Source organism: Blautia luti (genome assembly GCF_013304735.1).
Taxonomy (GTDB): Bacteria; Bacillota; Clostridia; order Lachnospirales; family Lachnospiraceae; genus Blautia_A.
On the sequence record NZ_JAAITI010000118.1, the window covers coordinates 1 to 336 of the forward strand.

Here is a 336-nt window from a genome sequence, read left to right on the forward strand (position 1 = left end):
GAGCATATCCAACTGCCAATCATACCTTAGCGGTAGATGCTTCCAATCCGTTTGTACCAATGGGAACAAAGGTAGTTATGAATGGTGTCGAATATACTGTAGAAGATACCGGAGCTTTCGCAAGATACGGTGTACAGTTTGATGTCTATTATGACAGTCATGCGGCAGCATCTGCACATGGACATCAAACATGGGAATGTTATCTGGCAGATGATAATGGAAGCAATGAAGTGGAAGTGACCAGGACAAGAGATGTAGATGTGCTGAATGTCACCTTAAATAGTGGAAACCTGATGTCAATCTGTCAGGACAGGTTGGGATTTTTCCAGAAAGAAC

At 42.9% G+C, this 336-nt stretch carries 1 protein-coding gene; it reads left to right on the forward strand.

What is annotated here, in order from left to right:
* A partial coding sequence (locus G5B06_RS19890; protein WP_173772735.1) for a 3D domain-containing protein occupies positions 1 to 336 on the forward strand: 336 nt, incomplete at both ends.